The following is a 15,182-nucleotide window of genomic DNA, read 5'->3' on the forward strand; positions in this document are numbered from 1 at the left end:
CCAGACAATCCCACGCCCGAGCCGGGCCCCACATCGCGTAAGCCCATACAAACAATCCAGCCCCGCACCGAGAACACGGTGCGGGGCTGGAAGAGGTTGGCTGTAAAGCTAATTCGAGAACGCAGCTCTCAGTCGTTGGCGTGCAACACTGCGTTGAGTTCGACTCCTGTGCCCTTCCACGGCACCACCTCGACCGCGCCCGAGAGCGAGTTGCGGCGGAACAGCAGGTTGGACTTTCCGGTCAGCGTCGCCGCCTTCACCACAGTTCCGTCCGGTCCGCTGACCTTCGTGCCGGCGGTGATGTACAGGCCCGCCTCGACGACGCAATCGTCACCGAGAGAGATACCGAGTCCGGAGTTGGCACCGAGTAGGCAGCTCTTCCCGACGGAGATGACGTTCTTGCCGCCGCCGGAGAGTGTGCCCATGATCGACGCGCCGCCGCCGACGTCGGAACCGTCGCCCACGATGACTCCGGCGGAGATGCGCCCCTCGACCATCGAGTTGCCGAGCGTCCCGGCATTGAAGTTGACGAAGCCCTCGTGCATGACGGTCGTACCGCTGGCCAGATGAGCACCGAGGCGCACGCGGTCGGCGTCGGCGATGCGAACTCCGGTGGGAACGACGTAGTCGACCAGACGCGGGAACTTGTCGACGCCGTACACCGTCACGTGCCCGCGGGCGCGAAGCTTCGCGCGCACCGTTTCGAAGCCGTCGACCGCTGCGGGGCCGAAGTTGGTCCAGACGACGTTGGCGAGCAGGCCGAACACTCCGTCGAGGTTCTGCCCGTGCGGCTGAATCAGCCGGTGCGAGAGCAGATGCAGTCGCAGATACGCATCGTGTGCGTCGATCGGGGCGTCGTCGAGGCAAGCGATGCTGGTGCGAACCGCAACGACCTCGACACCGCGCGCGTCGTCCGGTCCGACGAGAGAAGAGAACTCCTCCGGGATGTCGGATCCCTCGAGTCGAGTGGTGCCGGTCTCGAAGCCCGACCCGAGCTCGGGGCTCGGAAACCAGGTGTCGAGAACGACACCCGACGTCGTGATGTTGGCAATACCTACTGCTGATGCTCCCTGTGCGCTCACGGCAGGAAGAATACGCGGTGGGTTTCGTGCGCGGGTTCACCCGTCATCGCGGGTACGCGGACTGGTTTCCGGAATCCGATCCTGATGCCGCGTCGGTTCGTTACCGATTCGACTGTCGAGTGTGATCGCATCGGGATGCGGGTGGACGGGTAGAGGGCGGGGGAGCTGACAGAGTTTCTCCGATGACCACCCGCATCGGCTCGCGCAGCCGTGGAGCCGCCGCGGTGGTGGCGGACGGCGTCTCTTTCACCGGATTGGTGACGACGCTGGCCACGACGATCGTCCTCGGAGTCGCCCTGGGTTTGGTTGTCGCAGGCGCGTGGTAGACATGCCCATCGGCTGACAGGGGGTCGCCGAGTCTGGGGGCGTCATGAGTTCGAGCAAGTCCACACGCACGCGTTCGGCAGTAACAGTGATCGCTGCGGCGCTGATCGCCGTGAGCAGCGCCGTTGTCGGTTCGGGCACCGCTGCCGCCGATCCCAACTGCGCCGGAGCCGGCGGTTCGTCGGCCGTGGTCACGAGAATTCCCGGGGCAGCACTCGAAGGCCTGGCCGTCGACGCGTCGGGCCGCGCCTACGTCACCGACATCGTCTCCGGCCGGGTGTACCGCATCGATGCGCCGGGCAGGGCCGCGTACCCCATCGCGAAGGTTCCGAGCGGCGGCGGCGGAGCTCTGGCCTGGATGCCCGACGGCACACTCCTGGTTGGCTACGGGGCCGACCCTCGCGTCCTCGTCGGCGACCTCGTCAAGGCGGCCGGCATCGTTCGACTCGATGTGAACACGCTTGCCGTCACCCCGTTTGCGACCGGCCTGAGTGCTGCCAACGGACTCGCTGTCGCTGCAGACGGAACTGTGTACGCCACCAACGACTTCGGCTCGCTCATCGGTCGGATCGGTCCCGACGGTTCCGTCGACCCGGACTGGGCTCGCTTTCCGAGCGCCAACGGCGCTGTCCTCGACGCCGCTGATCAGTATCTGTACGTCTCGCGAACATTCGTGAACCCAGGGGTCAGCCGAATTCCGATTGCCAACCCGTCGGCACCGGAGAGCCTGCTCGACCTGTCGGGACTGGGCTCCTTCGCAGCGCCGGACGGCCTGACTCTCGATTCCGCCGGACGCCCCGTGGTGCCGCTCAATGCCGGCGGATCCGTCGTCCGCATCGATGCGCCGGGGGCCACCTGCGTGATCGGCACCGGTACCCGGTTGACGAGCGTTGTCGCTTACGGTCGCTCCGAACAGGGTTTTTCGAGCGGACGATTGTTCGGTGCAGGCTTCGACGGCGTGGTCCGCGAGATTCCGGGACCCAAAGCCTAGGGTTGTCGGCGTGACGCTCGAACTTCATGCCGACCCGATAGATCTCACTGCTGCACTGGTGGACATCCCCAGTGTGAGTGAGGACGAATCGCGCATCGCCGACGAGGTGGAGCAGGCGCTCCGCGAGCAGACCACGGGCTTCGAGATCATTCGGAGCGGCAACGCCGTTCTGGCCAGAACCAACCGCGGACTCGGATCGCGGGTGATGCTGGCCGGCCATCTCGACACGGTGCCCATCGCCGACAACGTGCCGTCGAGGCGGGAACACGACAGTGCCGAGGGCGACATCCTGCACGGGTGCGGAACCGTCGACATGAAGTCGGGGGACGCCGTGTTCCTGCATCTCGCGGCGACCATCGACAACCCCGCGCACGAGCTGACTCTGGTGTTCTACGACTGCGAGGAGATCGCGGCCTCGCGAAACGGACTCGGCCGCATCGAGCGAGAACTGCCGGAGTGGCTCGAAGCCGACGTCGCCATTCTCGGTGAACCGTCCGGCGGTTTCATCGAGGCCGGGTGTCAAGGGACGCTGCGGGTCCGGCTGACGGCATCGGGGACGCGGGCGCACAGTGCCCGTTCCTGGCTGGGAGACAACGCAATTCACAAATTCGGTGCCGTACTCAACCGGCTCGCTGCGTATCGATCTCGCACCGTCGACATCGACGGCTGCGTGTATCGCGAAGGGCTGCAAGCAGTTCGGATCTCCGGTGGGGTTGCGGGAAATGTCGTTCCCGACGCCGCCGAACTCGACGTGAATTTCCGGTTCGCACCGGATCGCAGTGTCACCGAGGCCGTCGAGCACGTTCGTGAGGTGGTCGACGGGCTCGATCTCGGCTTCGAGGTCACCGACTCGTCGCCGGGTGCCCTCCCCGGTCTGAACCAGCCCGCGGCGGCTGCGCTGATCGAGGCCGCGGGCGGGCAGTTTCGGGCGAAATACGGCTGGACCGACGTGTCTCGGTTCTCGGCACTTGGCATCCCGGCGGTCAATTACGGGCCCGGCGATCCCAACCTCGCCCACAAGCGGGACGAACGCGTCCCCGTCGAGCAGATCAGCCACGTCACACAGGTTCTCCGGAGCTACCTCTCTGCCGGATAGCCTGGACGCCATGAACAGCGTCGAGGGCCCAAGCAGTTTCGAGGAACACGGCACCGAGAAGCCGGCCAAGCACAAGGGATCCGTAGTACTCCGGCGTGGCCGAAACACCGAGACGTCCACCTCGGATCAACGCCTGCTCGACGAGCGAGGATCAGGTAACTGGATTCACTCCGATACCTGGCGGGTGTTGCGCATCCAAAGTGAGTTCGTCGAGGGATTCGGCGCTCTCGCCGAGGTACCGAAAGCTGTGACGGTATTCGGTTCGGCCCGCACCCCCGTCGACCATCCCGAGTACGCCCGAGCCCGGCAGCTCGGGGCCGCTCTCGCCAGTGAGGGCTTTGCCGTCATCACCGGCGGCGGGCCGGGCGTGATGGAAGGTGCCAACCGCGGTGCGAGCGAGGCCGACGGATACTCGATCGGATTGGGCATCGAATTGCCGTTCGAGCAAGGACTCAACGAGTGGGTCGATCTGGGCGTCAACTTTCGATACTTCTTCGTTCGCAAGACCATGTTCGTCAAGTACTCCCAGGCGTTCGTATGCCTACCCGGCGGCTTCGGTACCCTCGACGAACTGTTCGAGGCGCTGACCCTGGTGCAGACCGCCAAGGTCACGAAGTTCCCGATCGTGTTGTTGGGCAAAGACTTCTGGTCGGGACTGCTCGATTGGATCAAGACGACTCTCGTGAAAGAAGGCAAGGTGTCCGAGAAGGACCTCGATCTCATCCACTGCACCGACAGCGTCGACGAGGCCGTCCGCATCGTCCGCGAGGCCCAGCAGTGAACAATCCAGCAGCGAGCAACCCAGCAGTGAGCAACCCAGCAGCGAGCAACCCAGCAACTGGGGGACACACGCTCAGTGTCTGCGTCTACTGCGCGTCGGGTCCCGTCGACTCCTCGTTCATCGAACTCGCTCGTGACGTCGGAACCGAGATCGGCCGACGTGGCTGGCAACTCGTCTCGGGCGGTGGCAACGTCTCGATGATGGGCGCGGTGGCCGCGGCGACGCGAGCGGCAGGCGGGAACACCGTCGGCGTCATCCCGAAGGCGCTCGTGCACCGCGAGGTCGCCGACGTCGATGCCGATGAGCTGATCGTCACCGACACGATGCGCGAGCGCAAGAAGATCATGGAGGATCGCGCCGACGCGTTCATCACGCTGCCCGGCGGTATCGGAACGCTCGAGGAACTGTTCGAGACGTGGACTGCGGGCTACCTGGGCATGCACAGCAAGCCGATGGTGATGCTCGATCCGTTCGGCCATTTCGACGGGATGATGCAGTGGATCGACGGTCTCCGGTCGACCGGATTCGTGCAACAGCGAGCACTCGACGCACTGGTCAGGACGACGACGGTCGATTCGGCACTGGATGCGTGCGCAACGTTGTGACAGGTCACGAACCGTGCCCGCGGAGTGAGCTCCTCAAAGTTGTTACTCTCAAGTAGGGTAAGAAATCTCACACTGTCTTCGAAGGGGAGTTCATGGCTGTCGATGCCCGTCAGAAAATTGGAGTGACCGACCTCGCGGTCGCGTTGCCGAAAATGGTGACGGAGGTGCCGAGCCTGCTCAAGGGTCTGGCGGGTTTCACCCGCAAGCCCGATCACAAGGTGTCGATCGGCCTGATCTTTCAGGAGGCCGCTGCCAAGAACAGCAGCCGCCCGTTCGTGCGGTTCGAGGGTGAGTCGACCTCGTACAAGGACGCCAACGAGCTGGTCAACCAGTACGCCGCAGTGTTCGCCGACCACGGTGTACAGCGCGGTGACGTCGTCGGCGTGCTGAGCAAGAACCGTCCGGAGGCGCTGTTCGCCGCGCTCGCTGCCGTCAAGCTCGGTGCCACGGCAGGCATGCTGAACTACAACCAGCGCGGCGACGTGCTCGAGCACAGCCTCGGGATTCTCGACGCGAAGGTCCTGGTACTGGACGAGAACGCGCAGGAAGCTCTCGATTCGCTCGACACGGAGCCGAAGGTGGGAGCGGTGCTGCCACTGAAGAAGCTGGCCGAGCTGGCCGCAACGGCGTCCACGGCCAACCCGAAGGTCACCGCGGAGATCCAGGCCAAGGAGAAGGCGTTCTACATCTTCACCTCGGGTACCACCGGCATGCCGAAGGCCAGCCTGATGAGCCATTTCCGCTGGCTCAAGTCGATGTCCGGTCTGGGCAACATGGGTGTCCGGTTGCGCAGCAACGACGTCATCTACTGCTGCCTGCCGCTCTACCACAACAACGCGCTGACTGTGACGCTGTCCTCGGTGCTCGCAGGCGGAGCTACCATGGCCATCGGCAAGCAGTTCTCGGTGAGCAATTTCTGGGACGACATCCGGGTCAACAAGGCCACGGCCTTCACCTACATCGGCGAGCTGTGCCGTTACCTGCTGACGCAGCCGAAGAAGAGTTCCGATCGCGACAACTCGGTCAAGTTGATCGTCGGCAACGGCCTCCGTCCGGAGATCTGGGAAGAGTTCACCGAGCGATTCGGTATCTCCCGCGTCGCCGAGTTCTACGGCGCCAGCGAATGCAACATCGCGTTCATCAATGCCCTGAACATGAAGAAGACCGCGGGCATCTGCCCGCTTCCGTACGCCGTGGTGCAGTACGACGAGGAATCCGGCAAGGCCAAGCGCGGCCAGGACGGCAAGCTCCGCAAGGTCGGCAACGGGGAAATCGGATTGCTGCTGTCCAAGATCACCGACCGGGCACCGTTCGACGGCTACTCCGACGACAAGGCCACCGAGAAGAAGATGGTGCGCGACGGCTTCAAGGACGGTGACGCCTGGTTCGACACCGGCGACCTGGTCCGCAAGCAGGGCTGGATGCACGTCGCGTTCGTGGATCGCCTCGGTGACACCTTCCGCTGGAAGGGCGAGAACGTGGCCACCACCCAGGTCGAAGGTGCCCTCGGCGGACATTCCTCGGTCGACGGTGCCGTCGTGTACGGCGTCGATATCGACGGAACCGACGGCAAGGCCGGCATGGCGGCGGTGACGCTGCGCGAAGGCGAGACCTTCGACGGCAAATCGGTCGCCGAGCACCTCTACGACAAGCTGCCGAGCTACGCGGTGCCGCTGTTCGTGCGTGTCGTGGACAGCCTGGAGCAGACGTCGACGTTCAAGAGCCAGAAGGTGGCCCTTCGCAAGCTCGGGTACGAGGAAGACAGTGCCAGCGATCTGTACGTGCTGCGCGGCAAGTCCGGTGGCTACGAAAAGGCGTACGACGGGTACGTCGACGAGGTGGCCGCAGGTAAGGCTCCCAAAGGCTGAGCACCCGAAAGATGCGCGCGTGTCACTATTGATTTCATGAGCACCCTCTGCGGCAAACCGGTTGCCGACGACCGCGCTTTGGTGATGGCCATCGTCAATCGCACCCCCGATTCGTTCTACGACGGGGGTGCGAATTTCACCGACGATGCCGCTATGGCGTCGGTGCACCGGGCAGTCGCCGAGGGTGCCGACATGGTCGACATCGGCGGTGTGAAGGCCGGTCCGGGCGACATCGTCGACGCCGACGAGGAGATCCGACGTGTCGTTCCGTTCGTCGAGGCCATCCGCGGTGCTTATCCCGAGCTGCTGATCAGTGTCGACACCTGGCGTAGCGAAGTCGCCAGGTTGGCCTGCGGAGTGGGCGCGGATCTGATCAACGACACCTGGGCCGGGGCAGACCCCGAGTTGGTGCGCGTCGCGGCCTCCGAGGGTGTCGGCATCGTCTGTTCGCACACCGGTGGTGCCGTGCCGCGGACGCGTCCGTATCGGGTTCGGTATGCCGATGTGGTGGCGGACGTGATCGCGGAAGTCACCGCAGCCGCCGAGAATGCTGTCGCCGAGGGGGTGAAGAAAGATTCGATATTGATCGATCCGACGCACGATTTCGGGAAAAACACCTATCACGGGCTCGAGTTGTTGCGGCGCGTGGACGATCTTGTAAACACCGGGTGGCCTGTGCTCATGGCGCTGAGCAACAAGGACTTCGTAGGCGAGACTCTAGGGGTAGAGCTCGTCGACCGGTTGGAGGGAACATTGGCAGCGACAGCATTGGCCGCAGCAGGCGGAGCCCGAATGTTCCGGGTGCACGAGGTTGCGTCGACCAGAAGAGTCGTAGACATGGTGGCAGCGATCCAGGGGCTCCGAACCCCGGCGCGGACGGTCAGGGGTCTGGCATGACACTTGCGGATCGAACGGACGTGACCATGGCATGGTCCGAGACCAACAGCTGGGACGTCCCCGACTGGACGATCGCCGAACTGGAAGCCGCGAAGGCGGGCCGGACGGTGTCGGTGGTACTCCCGGCGCTGAACGAGGAACAGACCGTTGCCGCGGTCATCGACACGATTCATCCCCTGCTCGGGGGACTCGTCGACGAGCTGATCGTGTTGGACTCCGGTTCGACCGACGAAACAGCCGTCCGGGCGACGGCGGCAGGCGCGCGAGTCATCAGCCGCGAGGAAGCGGTCCCCGGGATCGACCCGGTGCCGGGCAAGGGTGAGGTGCTGTGGCGATCGGTCGCAGCGTCGACCGGTGATCTCATCGCCTTCGTCGACTCCGATCTGATCAATCCCGATCCGGCGTTCGTACCGAAATTGCTCGGCCCGCTGCTGATGGGCGACGGCATCCACCTCGTCAAGGGCTACTACCGGCGTCCGCTGCGGGTCAGCGGGACCGAGGATGCCAACGGCGGTGGACGTGTCACCGAGCTCGTGGCCAGGCCACTGCTCGCTGCACTGCGACCGGAATTGACGGGCGTCATTCAGCCGCTCGGCGGGGAATACGCGGGTACTCGCGAACTGCTGTCCGCAGTGCCGTTCGCGCCAGGCTACGGAGTGGAGATCGGGCTGTTGCTCGATACGTACGACAGGCTCGGTCTGCAAGCGATCGGTCAGGTGAATCTCGGCGTACGCAAGCACCGCAACCGTCCGCTGGTAGAGCTCGGGGCGATGAGCAGACAGATCGTCGGAACGATGCTGAACCGGTGCGGCATGGTCGATTCCGGTGCCGGGCTGATGCAGTTCCGGGTGGACGGTGATTCCTTCCAGCCGTTCTCGACCGAGGTGTCGCTGATGGATCGACCGGCGATGAACTCGCTGAAGTAGGCGTGTCGGGCGGGCGTGACAAGATCGTGGCATGTTGACGCTGCTGATCTACGTCGTCGTCATTGCCGTCGTCGCTGCTGCATTGTTCTTCGTGGCGTCGACGGTGTTCGGTCGCGGTGAGGAACTGGGCCCACTGCCCGAGGGAACCACCGCGACCGTGCTGCCTGCGGAGGGCGTCACCGGTACCGACGTGCGCGCGCTGAAGTTCCAGCAGACCGTGCGGGGGTACAAGCCGAGCGAGGTCGATTGGGCACTCGAACGGCTCGGCGGCGAAATCGACATGCTTCGGTCGCGGTTGTCTGCAGCGGAGGCCGGCACACAGTTGGGGTTCAGGCCCTCTGTCGACCACGAGCCGGGCACGACCGAACCGGGCGAGCGGTGAGCGCTGTCGCCGGACCGGACGGCAGGCTGCGCTGCCCGTGGGGTGCCACCGACGACGAGCTGTATCGGGATTACCACGACACCGAGTGGGGGCAGCCTCTTCACGGGCGAAACGAACTGTACGAGCGGCTGTGTCTCGAGGCGTTCCAGTCCGGCCTGGCGTGGATCACGATCCTGCGCAAACGCGAGAGTTTCCGGAGCGCATTCGCCGGTTTCGACCCGGAACGAGTGGCACGATTCGGCACCGCAGATGTCGAACGGTTGATGAACGATGCGTCGATCGTGCGTAATCGCCTCAAGATCGACGCTGCAGTGAACAATGCTCGTGTCATCGTCGAGTTGAACGACACCGACCTCGACACCCTGCTCTGGTCCTTTGCGCCCGAACCCAGGCCGGGGCGGCTGACGGAGTCCTCCGACGTGCCTGCCTCGACCTCCGAGTCGAAGGCTCTGGCCAAGGAGCTCAAGCGTCGGGGGCTGCGGTTCGTCGGTCCGACAACCGCCTATGCCTTGATGCAGGCCACCGGAATGGTCGACGATCACCTGTCGGGGTGTTGTGTGCAGGTCACGAATACCGACTCCGATTCCCGGTATCGAGGTCGATAGGGAAGAATAGGACTCAACACCCGTCGCCCCGCGACGAAATTTATCTTTTAGGCCGAGGCGCCGTGCTGATGGGCGCAGATCTGGAGGGAGCAGAGGATGGCGGCGATGAAGCCCCGGACCGGGGACGGTCCCCTCGAAGCAACCAAAGAGGGACGAGGAATCGTCATGCGTGTCCCGCTCGAGGGGGGCGGCCGATTGGTCGTCGAATTGACCCCCGACGAGGCCGCGGCACTCGGAGACGAATTGAAGGGTGTCACCGGCTGATAGTCACGTCGATCGCTCGTCGCTCAGCCCCGCTCGCCGTACCGGCAAGCGGGGCTTTGTGTTGTGGCGACGAGTGTCGTGGCGAAGGGCGGTCGTTCCGGTGTGAGAGAGGTGCTCGATGCTGACCGATGTCGTCGATCTGCTGCTGTGTCCGCAATGCCGGGCGCGCGACTTCGAATCCGGCATGGACTTCGGCGATACCGATCGGACGCTGTTGTGCGATCGAGGACATTCGTTCGACGTGGCTCGTCAGGGCTACGTCAGTTTGTCGACCGGAGACGGCGGCAAGTTCACCGGTGACTCGGCGGAGATGATCGCCGCTCGCGACACGTTCCTGGGGAAGGGCCATTTCGACCCGATCGCAGCAGCGGTCTCGGCTGCCGTTCCGTCGAACAGCGAAGTGGTACTCGACGTCGGGGTCGGTACCGGTCACTATCTCGCGGCTGTGCTCGACGCCCGTCCCGATGCCCGGGGCGTAGGCGTCGACGTCTCGAAGTTCGCTGCACGCCGCGCTGCGCGATCACACGTTCGTCTGGGGTCCGTGGTCGCGGACATCTGGAGTGGCCTACCGGTGCGAACAGAAACCGCGTCCGCAGTGACGTGTGTGTTCTCTCCGCGCAACGCCGCCGAGTTCAGCCGAGTTCTCGTACCCGACGGCGTGCTCGTGGTCGTGACACCCACTGCGCGTCACCAGCACGAGCTGCGGGGCCCACTGGGCCTCATCGGCGTCGAAGAGAACAAGACGCGCAGGCTCGGTGAATCGCTGTCCGGCTTGTTCGAGCCGGTGGCAGAATCCCCGCTCGAGTACTCGATGATGCTCTCGCACCACGACATCGAGACATTGATCGGAATGGGCCCGTCGGCGCGGCACGGTGACCCCGAGTCGCGGTCCGCAGCGCTGGCGCAGCTACCGGACGGCATCGAGGTCACCGCGTCGGTGACAGTGTCGACCTATCGCCGCCGCGCCAACGCTGCGTCGTAGACGGCGAGGGTCTGCTGCGCGATCGACGCCCACGAGAACTCGGCGACGGCGCGCTCGCGTCCTGCCTTGCCCATTGCCGTCGCGAGTGTGGGGTCGAGGGCGACTGCGTTGACGGTGTCGGCCAGATTCCGCTCGAATACGTCGGGTTCGTAGGAGTTGTAGTGCACCAGGCGTCCGGTGCGGCCGTCGTCGACCACCTCGGGGATACCGCCGACGTCCGATGCCACAACGGCGGTTTCGCAGGCCATTGCTTCGAGATTGACGATACCGAGCGGCTCGTATACCGACGGGCACACGAATACTGCTGCCGCAGTGAGTATTTCGCGGATCTTGTCGGTGGGAAGCATGTCCTTGACCCAGAACACGCCGCCCCGCTGTTCGGCGAGCAGTGCCACCGCGCGCTCGGTTTCCGCAGCGATCTCGGGTGTATCGGGCGCGCCTGCGCACAACACGAGCTGGATGGACGGATCGAAGTGGTGGGCGGCCGCGATCAGGTGCCCGACGCCTTTCTGTCGGGTGATGCGCCCGACGAAGGCGACGATCGGCTTGCTTCGATCGACGCCGATCTCGTCCAGCGTCGAGGTGCCGTGATCGGCGAACCAGCGCTCGGTGTCGATTCCGTTGCGCACCACGTGAACCCGGCTCTTGTCGAGTCGCGGATAGGCGTCGAGCACATCTTTGGCCATGCCCTCGCTGACGGCGATGACGGCGTCGGCGTATTCCACGGCGTTGCGCTCGGACCACGACGAGATGCGGTATCCGCCGCCGAGCTGTTCGGCCTTCCAGGGCCGGCGCGGTTCGAGCGAGTGGGCGGTGAGGATGTGGGGAACGTCGTACAGCTCGGCTGCGAGGTGGCCCGCGAGGCCGGTGTACCAGGTGTGCGAATGCACCACGTCTGCGCCCGAGGCCGCGTTCGCCATTCGCAGCTCGGCCGACAACGTCGTCAACGCAGCGTTGGCTCCGGCGAGAGCGGGATCCGGGTCGTGCACCTGCGCAGTGTCGCGGGGCGCGCCCATACAGTGGATGTCCACGTCGCACAGTGACTTCAGCTGCGCGGACAACTCGGTGACATGAACTCCTGCGCCACCGTAGATCTCCGGGGGATATTCCTTGGTCATCATTGCTACGCGCACGTGAACGAACCTACATTCCCCAGCAGTTGTGCGTGTACTGCTCGCAAGGTTCTCTCGGTGCGGATAGGTTGAGTGGGTGAGGACACAACCGCACGTACTAGGGATCGTGCTTGCCGGTGGTGAGGGTAAACGTCTTTACCCGATGACCGCCGACCGAGCCAAGCCGGCCGTTCCCTTCGGGGGCGCCTACCGACTCATCGACTTCGTGCTGAGCAATCTCGTCAACGCCGGTTACCTCCGGCTCTGCGTGCTCACCCAGTACAAGTCCCATTCACTGGACCGCCACATCTCGCAGACGTGGCGGCTGTCCGGGTTCGCCGGGGAGTACATCACTCCGGTGCCGGCGCAGCAGCGACTCGGGCCCCGGTGGTACACCGGCAGCGCCGACGCCATCTTCCAGTCACTGAACCTGGTGTACGACGAGGACCCCGAATACATCATGGTGTTCGGTGCCGACCACATCTATCGGATGGACCCCGAGCAGATGGTGCAGCAGCACATCGACTCCGGTGCAGGCGTCACCGTTGCCGGTATCCGGGTGCCGCGCAGCGAGGCATTCGCCTTCGGGTGCATCGACTCCGACTCCGACGGCAAGATCACCCAGTTCCTGGAGAAGCCGGCTCAACCGCCCGGAACCCCCGACGACCCCGATGTCACCTATGCCTCCATGGGCAACTACGTCTTCACCACCAAGGTGCTCGTCGACGCCATCAAGGCCGACTCCGAGAACAGCGACTCCGACCACGACATGGGCGGCGACATCATTCCGGCGCTCGTCGAAGCAGGCGTCGCGTCGGTCTACGACTTCAACGACAACGTCGTGCCCGGCGCCACCGAACGCGATCGCGGGTACTGGCGAGACGTAGGCACCATCGACGCCTTCTACGACGCCCACATGGACCTGGTGTCGGTGCACCCCATCTTCAATCTGTACAACCGACGCTGGCCCATCCGTGGATCGGCCGAGAACCTGCCACCCGCGAAATTCGTTCAGGGCGGCTTGGCTCAGGAGTCGGTGGTCGGTGCCGGCTGCATCCTGTCTGCTGCCACCGTCCGCAATTCGGTGCTCAGCTCCAACGTCATGATCGACAGCGGCGCGACCGTCGAGGGCAGTGTCCTGATGCCCGGCGTCAAGATCGGTAAGGGTGCCGTCGTCCGGCACGCGATCCTGGACAAGAACGTCGTCGTGGGTGACGGCGAGATCATCGGTGTGGACCACGAACGCGATCGCGAACGCTTCAACGTCAGCGCCGGGGGAGTCGTCTCGGTCGGTAAGGGCGTCTGGATCTAGAGCCTGCGGCAGTGGTGCGGTTAGGTGCCGCGGAGGGCACATAACCGCACCACTGCGCGGAGCGCACTCACGCTCTCGACGCGCAGATCAAACCGTCGCCGAGGGGCAGCAGCACCGTCGTGAGCCGCTCGTCCTCGGCGATCGCTCGCGCGGCGGATCGAACGGCCACCGCTGTGGCGTCGCGCTGAGTGGGATCGGCGACTCGTCCACCGAGCAACGCGTTGTGCAGCACCAGAACTCCACCGGGGCGGAGCAGTCGAACGCTCTCGGCGACGAAGTGCGGATGGTCCGCGGGACTGGCGTCGATGAACACCAGGTCGTAGGTGTCGTCGGCCAATCGGGGGAGCACGTCCAGTGCCCAGCCATTGATCAACCGGGTGCGTGAGGGTGCAATTCCTCCGGCGCGGAACGCTTCTCGGGCCGCACGCTGGTGCTCCGGCTCGGTGTCGATCGTGGTGAGAACGCCGTCGGCGCGCATCCCGTCGAGCAGCCACAGCCCGCTGATTCCTGCGCCCGTTCCGATCTCGACGACCGTCTTGGCCCCGAGCATCTGGGTGAAGATACTCAGAATCGCCCCGACCGACGGCGGTACCGGGGCGGCACCGAGGTCGATGGCGCGCTCTCTGGCTGCGATGAGAACCTCGTCCTCCTGAGCGGAGTCTTCGGCGTAGGCGAGCATCTTCTCGGCGTTGGTCGGCACGCCCCGAGGTTATCGTGCCGGAGGCTCGATCTCACGCACACATTCTCAGGTGCGCCTCAGGTGATTCATACCGGACCCACACGCGGGTCGGTCAGGCTATGGAGGAATCGAAGGTCCGTCTCGATTGCGAAGTGTGAGCTGGAACATCCGAGGGTAGTCGTCGGTTGAGTCAGAAGGACGTACGCAGTCCTGAGCAGGAGGATCCAGCTATTTACAAGATCAACGGCGATCGCGACACCGCGCGTCTACCCGAGTCCGTACCCGCGCCCGAGGACCTCAGCGGAACCGCAGTGTTCGATGCGACCGGCGAGGACTCCACCATGCCGTCCTGGGACGAGCTGGTTCGCGAGCACGGCGACCGCGTCTACCGACTGGCTTACCGCCTGTCCGGTAACGCTCAGGATGCCGAAGACCTGACTCAGGACACGTTCATCCGGGTGTTCCGCTCCCTGTCCAACTACCAGCCCGGCACCTTCGAGGGCTGGCTGCACCGCATCACCACGAACCTGTTCCTGGACATGGTCCGTCGCCGTAGCCGCATCCGCATGGAAGCACTGCCCGAGGACTACGACCGCGTCCCCTCCGACCGGCCCAACCCCGAGCAGATCTACCACGACGCGCGGCTCGACCCCGATCTGCAGTCGGCACTCGACTCGCTGGCACCCGAGTTCCGCGCCGCAATTGTGCTGTGCGACATCGAAGGACTGTCGTACGAGGAAATCGGTGCGACACTGGGCGTCAAGCTCGGAACGGTCCGCAGTCGCATTCACCGTGGACGCCAGGCGCTACGCGAGTACCTTCGAGTGCACGGGAAGGTCGACTCCGGTCACGCAAGTGTCCACTAGCTACGAGGAGGGTTGGATGACGCAGGCGCGCAAGCCCCGGCAGTTCAGCTCCACCGAACATCTGGCCAGTGAGGCCGTTGCGGCATACGTCGACGGCGAATTGCGGATGCCCGCGTACCTTCGTGCTGCCCACCACCTCGCCGAATGCCCGGAATGCGCGGCCGAGGTCGAGGCTCAGCAGCAAGCGCGCAAAGCGTTGCGCGGGGCGGGTGAGATGTCGATGCCGCACTCTCTGCTCGGCCTGCTCAGCCAGATCCCGTCGTGCGCCGGCGAGGATCGGCCGGCCCACACCAAGCGAACCTTCATGTCGTCCGTCGCCGCTGTGCGTCGTCGCCGACGCTGACGACATCGAGATCTGCCCGACTTCTCACCTGCATCGAGCCGAGTCGACCGCTCGAGTGATACTGAAC

The 15,182-nt window shown here is 64.8% G+C and carries 18 protein-coding genes; 15 read left to right on the forward strand and 3 right to left on the reverse strand.

Features of this window, described 5'->3' with window-relative positions; genetic code table 11:
- Positions 1-128: 128 nt before the first annotated feature.
- Positions 129-1,082 carry a 2,3,4,5-tetrahydropyridine-2,6-dicarboxylate N-succinyltransferase gene (gene dapD / locus CH305_RS15580; protein WP_094704183.1) on the reverse strand — a complete coding sequence of 318 codons (954 nt, stop codon included), beginning with the start codon at positions 1,080-1,082 and terminating at the stop codon, positions 129-131.
- Positions 1,083-1,264: 182 nt separating this feature from the next.
- Between dapD and CH305_RS29065 the strand changes: the two genes are divergently transcribed.
- The 12 genes from CH305_RS29065 (at position 1,265) to CH305_RS15635 (ending at position 10,803) form a co-directional block, all read left to right on the forward strand.
- Positions 1,265-1,408 (forward strand): hypothetical protein, encoded by a 144-nt coding sequence (locus CH305_RS29065; protein ID WP_155289287.1) that lies wholly within the window; start codon positions 1,265-1,267, stop codon positions 1,406-1,408.
- Positions 1,409-1,452: 44 nt separating this feature from the next.
- Positions 1,453-2,397 carry an SMP-30/gluconolactonase/LRE family protein gene (locus CH305_RS15585; RefSeq protein ID WP_037153389.1) on the forward strand — a complete coding sequence of 315 codons (945 nt, stop codon included), beginning with the start codon at positions 1,453-1,455 and terminating at the stop codon, positions 2,395-2,397.
- Between the two features lie 10 nt (positions 2,398-2,407).
- Positions 2,408-3,493: a succinyl-diaminopimelate desuccinylase gene (dapE, locus tag CH305_RS15590; protein WP_094704184.1), complete on the forward strand. Its 1,086-nt coding sequence runs from the start codon at positions 2,408-2,410 to the stop codon at positions 3,491-3,493.
- Positions 3,494-3,503: 10 nt separating this feature from the next.
- The gene (locus tag CH305_RS15595; protein ID WP_094704185.1) at positions 3,504-4,274 is read left to right on the forward strand and encodes a TIGR00730 family Rossman fold protein; all 771 of its coding nucleotides are present in this window, start codon (positions 3,504-3,506) and stop codon (positions 4,272-4,274) included.
- Between the two features lie 26 nt (positions 4,275-4,300).
- Entirely contained in the window at positions 4,301-4,879 is a 579-nt protein-coding gene (locus CH305_RS15600) for a TIGR00730 family Rossman fold protein (RefSeq protein WP_052077610.1), read from the forward strand.
- A 92-nt stretch (positions 4,880-4,971) separates the two neighbouring features.
- Positions 4,972-6,747 carry a long-chain-acyl-CoA synthetase gene (locus CH305_RS15605; RefSeq protein WP_032403015.1) on the forward strand — a complete coding sequence of 592 codons (1,776 nt, stop codon included), beginning with the start codon at positions 4,972-4,974 and terminating at the stop codon, positions 6,745-6,747.
- 36 nt (positions 6,748-6,783) lie between these two features.
- A complete protein-coding gene (gene folP, locus CH305_RS15610) occupies positions 6,784-7,644 on the forward strand; it encodes a dihydropteroate synthase (protein WP_037153386.1) in 861 nt (286 codons plus the stop codon).
- Entirely contained in the window at positions 7,641-8,570 is a 930-nt protein-coding gene (locus CH305_RS15615; protein WP_032403017.1) for a glucosyl-3-phosphoglycerate synthase, read from the forward strand. Before folP ends, CH305_RS15615 begins: the two co-directional genes overlap by 4 nt.
- Positions 8,571-8,601: 31 nt before the next feature.
- Positions 8,602-8,952, forward strand: a complete 351-nt coding sequence (locus CH305_RS15620; RefSeq protein ID WP_094704186.1) for a DivIVA domain-containing protein — start codon at positions 8,602-8,604, stop codon at positions 8,950-8,952.
- Positions 8,949-9,557: a DNA-3-methyladenine glycosylase I gene (locus CH305_RS15625; protein ID WP_032375930.1), complete on the forward strand. Its 609-nt coding sequence runs from the start codon at positions 8,949-8,951 to the stop codon at positions 9,555-9,557. Before CH305_RS15620 ends, CH305_RS15625 begins: the two co-directional genes overlap by 4 nt.
- A 96-nt stretch (positions 9,558-9,653) precedes the next feature.
- On the forward strand, positions 9,654-9,821 hold the full coding sequence (locus CH305_RS15630) for a DUF3117 domain-containing protein (RefSeq protein ID WP_008714277.1): 168 nt from the start codon (positions 9,654-9,656) through the stop codon (positions 9,819-9,821).
- A gap of 118 nt (positions 9,822-9,939) precedes the next feature.
- Entirely contained in the window at positions 9,940-10,803 is an 864-nt protein-coding gene (locus tag CH305_RS15635; protein ID WP_094704187.1) for a methyltransferase domain-containing protein, read from the forward strand.
- On the opposite strand, the gene glgA is transcribed toward CH305_RS15635, so the two are convergent.
- Positions 10,773-11,936 (reverse strand): glycogen synthase, encoded by a 1,164-nt coding sequence (glgA, locus tag CH305_RS15640; RefSeq protein WP_094704188.1) that lies wholly within the window; start codon positions 11,934-11,936, stop codon positions 10,773-10,775. The two genes, CH305_RS15635 and glgA, sit on opposite strands and share 31 nt — an antisense overlap.
- A 76-nt stretch (positions 11,937-12,012) precedes the next feature.
- On the opposite strand from glgA, the gene glgC reads away from it, so the two are divergent.
- Complete coding sequence (gene glgC, locus CH305_RS15645) at positions 12,013-13,227, forward strand: glucose-1-phosphate adenylyltransferase (protein ID WP_037171542.1); 1,215 nt, start codon at positions 12,013-12,015, stop codon at positions 13,225-13,227.
- A 67-nt stretch (positions 13,228-13,294) separates the two neighbouring features.
- Here the strand turns inward: glgC and CH305_RS15650 are convergent, their stop codons facing one another.
- The gene (locus CH305_RS15650; RefSeq protein WP_032375949.1) at positions 13,295-13,906 is read right to left on the reverse strand and encodes an O-methyltransferase; all 612 of its coding nucleotides are present in this window, start codon (positions 13,904-13,906) and stop codon (positions 13,295-13,297) included.
- A gap of 239 nt (positions 13,907-14,145) precedes the next feature.
- Between CH305_RS15650 and sigE the strand changes: the two genes are divergently transcribed.
- Positions 14,146-14,772: an RNA polymerase sigma factor SigE gene (gene sigE / locus CH305_RS15655; RefSeq protein WP_052058682.1), complete on the forward strand. Its 627-nt coding sequence runs from the start codon at positions 14,146-14,148 to the stop codon at positions 14,770-14,772.
- Positions 14,773-14,788: 16 nt separating this feature from the next.
- Positions 14,789-15,115, forward strand: a complete 327-nt coding sequence (locus CH305_RS15660; protein WP_032375948.1) for a zf-HC2 domain-containing protein — start codon at positions 14,789-14,791, stop codon at positions 15,113-15,115.
- Positions 15,116-15,182: the final 67 nt, after the last annotated feature.

The organism is Rhodococcus sp. 15-649-2-2 (assembly GCF_002258645.1).
Taxonomy (GTDB): Bacteria; Actinomycetota; Actinomycetes; order Mycobacteriales; family Mycobacteriaceae; genus Rhodococcoides.